Genomic DNA, 8,431 nt, shown 5'->3' on the forward strand with positions numbered 1-8,431 from the left:
ATTAAGTGATGGTAGGGCATTGCTTATTCTTTTATTCGCAGCCCTTGCCGGTCCTTCGATTATTTTGTACATACTTGGTGCAATTATTTTAATTGTTTCTTGTGTATGGGCATTAGTGCAGACTTTTTATCTAATGACTGGGAAGTAACTCAATTTAGTGAGGAATAGTATATGTTAAAAAAATTGGGACAATTTACACTATCAATTTTAGTCGTGAGCTTATATTCGAATATTACAAGCTTCGCAAATAATAAACCTCTAACAGAAGCTGAGTTTAAAGCCACTAAATTACCTTATTCAGTCATGGCCTATAGCAATAAATACGCTCATGAATATGGGTTAGATGCGAGTAAAGCGATAAAGCTGCCAAAAGGTTTAGAGGCGATTAAGCTGACTTTATCCAAAAGCTTTAGTAAAGGGTATGGACCTTATGCAAGCAAATGGGATTATAACTGTACAGCAGAGCTTTATGTAGATAAAAGTTTAAATCTATATTGGCCTGGGGATCATGCGAAAGTTGATAAAGTGGATGATCGAGGGTTACAGAAGTCACAAATATCAACAGCACAGCTGGAAAAGAAAGGTAAATATTGGGTGCCTGGGCCTTATGCATCGATGCTGTATGATGCTTATGACAAAACTGTTAAGGCTGATTTAGCAAGTGTCAAATTAAGTTTCTTTGGTTGTGGCTATATCCCCTCGCGTTACACAGCTGCAAAAGATGGTTTGGCAATTTGGTTAGAGAAAAAAGGTGGATATAATTATGCTGTGATTGGTCAAGGAGAAAGAGAAATTAGCTCGAAAGACTTTTATGTTTTCAAGCTTCCGCAGAATCTAGTCAATAGTTATTTACCTTATGCACGTATGGCAGCAAATTAATAGAAGGGAATTAATATGAGAGAAATTACAGTAAGCGACCTAGCATTTTTAGCAAATGATGTATATTTAAACCCAGGGAAAGAGTTGATTTTGCCCAAAAGTATGTCTGCAAGCAGATATAAGCATTTATTGGAAAGCACAGAAACAGCCATTAATAGTGATCCACATGGGCCTAAAGAAAATGGCTTTTTTGCTCGAGCCTATAAATACAAGCAAGGTGCTAAAGAGGTTTTAATTGTTGCTTATCGAGGTACTTCTAGCATAGAAGATGCCTTGATTGATATGGAGCTTTCATTAGGACAGGCGATAGAGCAAGGAAAAGATACGATTAAATTTTTAGCTGAAGTGCTGAACTATGCGAAACATCGAAATATTTTACCGAAAGATATCTATATTACTGGGCACTCTTTAGGTGGAGGTTTGGCACAGTGGGTTTCCATGCTAACTGTTGACCATTATGAATTATTTAATGGTGAGTTGAATATTCCAACTGCGATGCGAACCGTCACTTTCAACCCGCCAGGAATGCAGAAGATTGATCCAAATGGGCAAGCACCAGCTTACACAAAAGCATTTAACAACAAAGCATTTTTGGCGTCTACTTTTTTAGCTTCGATAGTGAGTCCTGTTGCTTTTGCTACGACAGCAACTAATGTAATTAGTAAAATATATGAAATTATTGATCATCAGCTTGGATTGAAAAATCGTCATCTAGTGTTGAGAATGGGCCAGCGAGCGATGGTTTTTGCGTGGGATTTAATGCGGCCCACTGAGCAAGGGCAGGTTAACCTTGGAGATATAAAAAACGATTATCCACATATTTATAATGTGTCAGCACGTTATGATATGGTGCATTGCTGTGGTATTCCTGGTGGGAATTTAATTAATTTAGATATCGATAAAATAACTCAGCTGGCAGCCGCGTATGACAGCAAAAATCGATTGCGGCATGAGTTTTTAGATCATTATTTTACAGCGCGCTTGCATTATCTAAAGCATAGCGTGCATTCGGCAAAAATGAAAATAATGTATGAGAATTTAAGTAAAGCGGCGAATGATTTTATTTATCATGGAGGAGAGCAAAAAGGGATTCCAACGGTGAAAGACTGGGAAGATTTTTTTACTGGAAGAAAAGTTGTGCCAGGGGCAAGTCTTGTTGAGATCAGCTCTCCAGAGATATTAAAGGCTTTTTATGGTCGAGAGTTGTTGGGGTATACGGTGACGACAGAGCACTCTATGGTGAATATGTTAGAAGCAGTGAATGCTAACTCTCACTATGCAAACACTGAAATTAGCTACGAGGCGCATCAGACGTTGGCGAAGATGCGAACACAGTCACATGTTAGGCTACATACCACAGAGCGCATCAAAGGCCCACTTGCGGCGGCAACTAATAATGTAAGACTTTATGAACAAACAGGTGTTTATCCTTATAATCAAACAAATTACCAAGAATTTTAAGGAGTAAAATAATGACAATCAGTTATTCTCAAGAATGTAGTGTTATCCAAGGGTTTAATGTTAATCCAAATAGACACCAGCGTTTTGGTTATATCGATTATTTGCGTATTGGTGATTTGGAGTTTGTGCCAGATATTCATGCGAATGTTCCTGTTGATGGCGCTAAATCTCAGCATGTTGGGGTGATTAGTGATTTATTTTGGCAAGATACAGCAAAAGTTAGCCCGATTACACTGGATTTTCGTTTATCAGTGAGCAATCAACAAAAATTAATGCAATATACTCAGGGAAATAATTTCAATAGCGATGTCTTGGTTGAGTTTGCAAGCTATGAATATGACCCCAATGCACACACGTTTTATTCATCGTTTAATACTGATAAAGAAACGATAGAGGGTGATTTAGAGGTACTTGCACCGGATAGCCAGTTGGCAATTTATGTGAGCAAAGATCCAGAAACGGATGTGCAATCTCCGGTCAATTATTTTGCTTATTTATCGATTGTGCCTACAGCAAAAGCACAGCAGCTGATTAGTGCAACATCAGTCACCATCAAAGAAGTATTGCCTTGGGGAGTGAGTGTGGTCTAATTTTTTTGCTCTGGCTGGCAGCTTGGGCCAAAAAAACTACTGCGCTGGTTTTGGCGAAACTGCTGAATCGGCGTTTTGCATTTTAAACACGCTTCTTTGGTGCGGCCATAAACGAAAAGCTTTTGTTTAAAATAGCCGGGTTTACCATCGCTATTGGTAAAGTCTTTTAAGCTGGTGCCGCCGGCTTTGATCGCCTGCTTTAGAATGATTTTAATCACCCGTGTGAGTTCTGCGCATTGGGTTTTTGTTAGAGTATGGCAGTAAGTACTTGGATGAATGCTGGTTTGAAAAAGCGCTTCATTGGCGTAGATATTGCCGACACCGACAACAAGTTGGCTGTCCATAAGGAGTGTTTTGATGGCGATTTTGCGAGATTGAGCGGCTTGGTAGAGCATTTTAGGATTGAATTGGCGTGTTAAAGGCTCAACACCTAAATGTTTTAATAGCTTGTGACTAGAAAGATCGTCGGTCCAGAGCAAGCAGCCAAAGCGGCGTGGGTCGTTGAGGCGCAGAATTTTCTGGTTAGTAAACTCAATATCGACATGGTCATGCTTGTCGGCTGCCTTAGTGCTCCTAAGGATGCGTAGATTGCCAGACATGCCTAAATGGATCATTAGCCAATTTGTGTTGTCCAACTCGAGAAGGACATACTTACCACGGCGACTGACATTAGTAACCTGTTGTTTTTTTAGTTTTCGGGTCGTAATTTGTGCTGAGACGGGATAGCGTAGCTGGCGTTGGCGTACAGTAACGCGCTCGATCTGTTGCCCTTGAATGTGAGGGGCGATGCCGCGGCAGCTGGTTTCGACTTCTGGAAGTTCAGGCATATTTGTCTTTCATGTTATAGTGTTCAATGGGTATTGCTTATTGTACCATGGGCGCTGGCATAATCGTGGTAAATGTTTTATGTTCTAGTTGAATAGCTAAGTTGAGGAATTTTATATGCTTTCATTTTACGGTTTATTAAACCTGCCCTGGTGGGGATATGTTATCGCCGTATTATTGCTCACCCATGTGACTATTGTCGCTGTGACGGTTTTTCTGCATCGCCACCAGGCCCATCGTGCCTTGGATTTGCATCCGCTGATGAGTCATTTCTTTCGCCTATGGTTGTGGCTGACGACAGGAATGGTGACCAAAGAGTGGGTTGCCGTACACCGTAAGCACCATGCACATTGTGAAACAGAACAAGACCCTCATAGCCCAAGAACCTATGGTATTAAAACCGTGCTTTGGGAAGGGGCTGACCTGTACCGTCATGCGGTTAAAACTCACCCTGAGATGATGGAAAAGTTTGGTCATGCCACGCCTAATGATGGCCTGGAACGTCATTTGTATAGCCGCTTTCGTTATCTTGGCATTATCATTATGTTATTGCTGGATATTGTATTGCTGGGCGTGCCAGGAGTCGCGGTTTGGGCGATTCAGATGATGTGGATTCCGTTCTTTGCTGCCGGTGTGATTAATGGTATTGGTCATTACTTTGGCTACCGTAATTTCGAAGCGGCAGATACCTCGACCAATGTTTCACCCTGGGGGATTTTGATTGGGGGTGAAGAGCTGCATAATAATCATCATGCCTATGCAAGCTCGGCGAAGTTTTCAGTCAAGCCTTGGGAGTTTGATATCGGTTGGTTGTATATCCGCTTAATGGAGTCGTGCAAGCTTGCCCATGTGAAAAAGCGTATCCCTACAGGGGCTTGCGTTGCCGGTAAATCTGAAGTGGATAATGCGACTTTAAAAGCGGTTGTCCAGAACCGATTGCAACTATTATCAAAATACCAAAAAGATGTTTTACAGCCGACCTTTAAAGCCGAGCGCGCACGTCAAGGTGAAAGCGTTTTAAATAGCACTGCCTCTAAACTATTAAAACGCGACCAACGCTTTTTTAGTAATGCAGAGCATCAGGCTTTAGAGCAAGTATTAGTTGCTTCTAAAGCGGTGGAGCTGGTCTATCAATTTCGGGCCAAACTACAGGATATTTGGAGCCAAAAAGCAAGCAGTCAAAAAGAGGTTTTAGAAGCGCTTAAGCAATGGTGTTTGCAAGCCGAAGCCTCCGGGGAGAAACGCTTGCAGGAATTTGTGAGTTATCTGCGAGGCTATGTATTAACCACGCAAGCCCACTGATACTCTGCTAGAATTTACTTTCTTACTTTTTAAACTAAGCCGGCGTTTGCCGGCTTTTTTATTTTTTATTTAGTTATTTGTTATTGTTGCATCATTTTTATGTGCTGCCTTGATGATAAAATAAATGCTCTGCCCAAAAATAAGCTCATAATGATCAAGCTGTAGAAGGAAGGTGAGTGATGGCGCGTGAAAAAATAACATTTAATTTAAATGTATTTACTTTAATTGATCAAGCGACTGTGATCTCTTTTTGTTGGCAAGAAGCGCTCTCGACCTTAGCCGAGGTTTCTGTGCAATTTTTTACGGTCGAAAAAAATCGCGGTAGAAGGTTTATTGGGGCAACAAGCGAGTTTTTCCATTCAAAGTACAACATCGTCTAGTCTATCTGGTTTAGTCACTGAAGCTGAATTTATTAGAAGGCGAGACTATTTGGGAGAAACCGTGTATGAGTATCGTATTAATATCGCGCACGCATTGTGTCAGTTACAGTACCAGCAAAGCAGTTGCTTGTATGGCGATATCAGCATTGTTGATTTAATTAATAAGTTGTTAGGGCAAAAAGGCATTCATTTTGATACTCGCCGATTAAGTCAAAATTACTCTAAAACGGTTATTTTCCATCAGTATCAGGAATCCGAATTTAATTTTTTATCTCGGCATTTAGAGCGTTATGGCATTTATTATTATTTAGAGCGTCAGAATGGTAAAGAATGTTTGGTATTTGTAGATAATAAAAATTTTCACCCACAGAGCCAAAATGAGTTGCTTGTCAATGACAAGATTAATTTTCATGAAGGCATTAAGCGTTTGAAAAAATTAATCGAGCGACAGTAAAGACGATCTATGTTCATGGACATAATCCGAATCATGCACAATTAGATAGCGTCGCTGAAGCGAGAGTAAGTTCGCAAGGTTTGGGGGCTCGTGATGTTTTTTCATCTGCGGTATACAGCCAGACTGAACTCAATAACTTAGCGAAAGTTTTAGCCGAGGCTGAGTATGCACGGGGGCAATTTTTTTCAGGCACAAGGGAAAAGCCTGGCCGCTTTTCCAGGGCAAAGGCTGCGGATTAGGGATGAACAAGAATCTTTAAATACATTGCTGATTAAAAAAGAGCTACAGGGTGAGCAGTTTCATAGTGATCAGGGTAAATTAATTGCCATCACTCCGGATTTTTCAGGACGCTTTGAAGCGATTGATGCTGCCTATCAATATCGCTCGATGCTAAATACGCCCGTGCCGAAAATTTCAGGCACTGTGACCGCTTATGTTCGCAATGCTGAGCAAAGCCCTTATGCTAAGCTGGACAATCATGGGGAGTATTGGGTGCAGCTTGCAGGATATCGCTTAGAAAATAGCTGTTTTAAAGTGCGCAAAGCTGAAATGTTTGCTGGTGAAAACTATGGTATGCATTTTCCTCTAAAGTCCGGTGCGGAGGTTTTATTAAGTTTTATCGACGGCCATCCAGAAAGCCCAGTGCTGACAGGAAGTGTATATAACGCTCAGCAATTAAACATTGTCAAAGACCAAAACCCGTATGATCATATTTTAAGCTCTGCAAGTGGTAGTAAGTTATGTTTAAGCGATCAACAAGGTCAAGAAGGGCTTAGCTTGTCTCATGCTGAAAATTACAAAATGTCCGTACGTAAAGAGTTGCATCAACTTGAGATTCAAGTCGATAGTTTGACTGAGAAAAAAGAGATAAAAAAAGACCTTGTAACCAATTATACTGCCGGGGGAAATGTACAAAATAATTACGTTGCGAATACCAGTAATATTAATAATTATGTCGCAAACGTTGCAAATTCAACCAATAATGCGACATCAATTAATCAGGTAGCAACAACTGCAGGCGTTAATGTTGCCGCTGATACAGGGCTAGTTCGGTTATGGAATGAAATTGGTATTGCAGGACATACTAATATTTCCACAGGAATGCTGAGAACCAACATGAATTTATCTGTTAATAATAAATCATTAGAAATTGGCCCAAAAGAAGAAGTTCAGGCAAGTTTGATGCGGTTTTTGCCGTGGAAGTGGGAAACCAAGGTGAATGATACCAATACTGTGATTGCAAGCTTGACAGATACGGTCGCTCATCATACAAAGCTGATTGCGAGTCATCAGGAAAATATACTAAGCAATAATGAGATGATTGCTCAGTCTCATGCGACTGCTATGTCACGATGTGATCAAATTGCTGAGCATACAGAGACGGTTGGCCAAATGGCGACAACCGCATTAAATCGTAGAGAAACAATATGCAGTGTTATTCATAATACTGCAATGCGTATTTTTAATTAATAAAACTTTTTACCAATGGGTACAGGAATGCCTGTGGCTTCGTTAAGCGCTTTGTTAATTAAGTCCCAGTTGACTTGCAGGTGTTCAGATTGGCTAATCATCACTTTGATTTTTTCAATAATGAGTTGGCGATGCTGATTATCTTTATCGTAGTATTGAATATGTGGATGAGCTTCGATGTAGAGGATATTTTCACTAAAGCCCACTTTATAAGGCTGATAGATAAAAGTGACGGGCGTATTGATGCCGGCGTGCTCATATAAATGCTCGATGTCGTTGGGGTATAGGCGGATACAGCCTGAGCTAGAGGCTTTGCCAATGCTCGCTGGGCGATTGGTACCATGAATTAATATGCCTTTAACGCCTAAATACAATGCACGTGTTCCTAGAGGGTTTTCAGGCCCAGGAGGCACTTGCTTGGGTAAGATTTTACCGTTGGCACGATAGTAGCGCTGTATTGATATTGGCACATTCCAGGTGGGGTGTTTCTTTTTACTGATGACATAGGTCGTTTTTTCAAAGGCTGGAGTGCGCCAGTGTTCTCGGCCTATGGAGACCGGGTAAACGGATAGTTGATTGGTTGTAGGATTAAAGTGATAAAGGCGCTTTTCTGCGAGATTGACAGTAATGCCTTTTTTTTGCTGCTTAATCACCTGAGGCAGCACGACCTGGTAGGGAAGATAAATACGCTGTTTTTGCCAATAGCGTATTTGAGGGTTTAAAGCTTGCAGACGATGGACACTGACGCTATGACGCTCGGCAACTTTCAACCGTGTATCGCCCGGCTTTGAATAAGTAATCACTTGCCAACCGATGACATCATCGTAGTTTGAAAGAGGCAACGTAAATGCAGCGGCTTGATCTGTGAGTAGAAAGCTTGCCCCCAAGATGGTCATCACCGCAGTAGATTTAATCTTATGATATATCGTCATTGTTATTATCTCTGTTTTGTTTAATTTGGTTTTAAATTTTTTGTTTTTTAGGTTTATTTATATGTCTTAGAGGTTTGCTTTTGACGATAAGTTCTCCGAGAAAATCAATAAAATTTGTAATTTGTGCCGATTTTTGAA

The 8,431-nt window shown here is 40.7% G+C and carries 9 protein-coding genes; 7 read left to right on the forward strand and 2 right to left on the reverse strand.

All coding sequences use genetic code 11. The features are described 5' to 3' along the window. Positions 1 to 171: 171 nt before the first annotated feature. From BGC07_RS10865 to BGC07_RS10875, 3 genes are read left to right on the forward strand one after another with little or no spacing between them, the layout of a single operon-like run. Positions 172 to 879 carry a hypothetical protein gene (locus BGC07_RS10865; protein WP_069313133.1) on the forward strand — a complete coding sequence of 236 codons (708 nt, stop codon included), beginning with the start codon at positions 172 to 174 and terminating at the stop codon, positions 877 to 879. A gap of 15 nt (positions 880 to 894) precedes the next feature. After that, on the forward strand, positions 895 to 2,340 hold the full coding sequence (locus tag BGC07_RS10870) for an Mbeg1-like protein (RefSeq protein WP_069313134.1): 1,446 nt from the start codon (positions 895 to 897) through the stop codon (positions 2,338 to 2,340). A gap of 11 nt (positions 2,341 to 2,351) precedes the next feature. Then, positions 2,352 to 2,930 (forward strand): hypothetical protein, encoded by a 579-nt coding sequence (locus BGC07_RS10875; RefSeq protein ID WP_069313135.1) that lies wholly within the window; start codon positions 2,352 to 2,354, stop codon positions 2,928 to 2,930. Here the strand turns inward: BGC07_RS10875 and mutM are convergent. Next, the gene (gene mutM, locus BGC07_RS10880; RefSeq protein ID WP_069313136.1) at positions 2,927 to 3,757 is read right to left on the reverse strand and encodes a bifunctional DNA-formamidopyrimidine glycosylase/DNA-(apurinic or apyrimidinic site) lyase; all 831 of its coding nucleotides are present in this window, start codon (positions 3,755 to 3,757) and stop codon (positions 2,927 to 2,929) included. The two genes, BGC07_RS10875 and mutM, sit on opposite strands and share 4 nt — an antisense overlap. A 115-nt stretch (positions 3,758 to 3,872) precedes the next feature. Here mutM and BGC07_RS10885 point away from each other — a divergent pair, with 115 nt between their 5' ends. The 4 genes from BGC07_RS10885 (at position 3,873) to BGC07_RS10900 (ending at position 7,361) form a co-directional block, all read left to right on the forward strand. Then, positions 3,873 to 5,057 carry a DesA family fatty acid desaturase gene (locus tag BGC07_RS10885; protein ID WP_069313137.1) on the forward strand — a complete coding sequence of 395 codons (1,185 nt, stop codon included), beginning with the start codon at positions 3,873 to 3,875 and terminating at the stop codon, positions 5,055 to 5,057. Positions 5,058 to 5,233: 176 nt separating this feature from the next. Then, positions 5,234 to 5,437 carry a hypothetical protein gene (locus tag BGC07_RS20140; protein WP_139121675.1) on the forward strand — a complete coding sequence of 68 codons (204 nt, stop codon included), beginning with the start codon at positions 5,234 to 5,236 and terminating at the stop codon, positions 5,435 to 5,437. Then, positions 5,391 to 5,891: a contractile injection system protein, VgrG/Pvc8 family gene (locus BGC07_RS10895; RefSeq protein ID WP_158006919.1), complete on the forward strand. Its 501-nt coding sequence runs from the start codon at positions 5,391 to 5,393 to the stop codon at positions 5,889 to 5,891. Before BGC07_RS20140 ends, BGC07_RS10895 begins: the two co-directional genes overlap by 47 nt. Before the next feature lie 165 nt (positions 5,892 to 6,056). Beyond that, on the forward strand, positions 6,057 to 7,361 hold the full coding sequence (locus BGC07_RS10900; RefSeq protein ID WP_069313140.1) for a phage baseplate assembly protein V: 1,305 nt from the start codon (positions 6,057 to 6,059) through the stop codon (positions 7,359 to 7,361). Here the strand turns inward: BGC07_RS10900 and BGC07_RS10905 are convergent. Further along, complete coding sequence (locus BGC07_RS10905; RefSeq protein ID WP_069313141.1) at positions 7,358 to 8,293, reverse strand: L,D-transpeptidase family protein; 936 nt, start codon at positions 8,291 to 8,293, stop codon at positions 7,358 to 7,360. The genes BGC07_RS10900 and BGC07_RS10905 overlap by 4 nt on opposite strands. Positions 8,294 to 8,431: the final 138 nt, after the last annotated feature.

It is taken from the genome of Piscirickettsia litoralis, from assembly GCF_001720395.1.
Lineage (GTDB): Bacteria > Pseudomonadota > Gammaproteobacteria > Piscirickettsiales > Piscirickettsiaceae > Piscirickettsia > Piscirickettsia litoralis.

Bases quoted from the DNA above. Each gene is read 5' to 3' on its own strand.
- BGC07_RS10905 (WP_069313141.1), bottom strand. From the start codon at position 8,293: ATGACGATATATCATAAGATTAAATCTACTGCGGTGATGACCATCTTG.
- BGC07_RS10870 (WP_069313134.1), top strand. From the start codon at position 895: ATGAGAGAAATTACAGTAAGCGACCTAGCATTTTTAGCAAATGATGTA.
- BGC07_RS10875 (WP_069313135.1), top strand. From the start codon at position 2,352: ATGACAATCAGTTATTCTCAAGAATGTAGTGTTATCCAAGGGTTTAAT.
- BGC07_RS10885 (WP_069313137.1), top strand. From the start codon at position 3,873: ATGCTTTCATTTTACGGTTTATTAAACCTGCCCTGGTGGGGATATGTT.
- BGC07_RS10865 (WP_069313133.1), top strand. From the start codon at position 172: ATGTTAAAAAAATTGGGACAATTTACACTATCAATTTTAGTCGTGAGC.
- BGC07_RS10900 (WP_069313140.1), top strand. From the start codon at position 6,057: ATGCACGGGGGCAATTTTTTTCAGGCACAAGGGAAAAGCCTGGCCGCT.
- mutM (WP_069313136.1), bottom strand. From the start codon at position 3,757: ATGCCTGAACTTCCAGAAGTCGAAACCAGCTGCCGCGGCATCGCCCCT.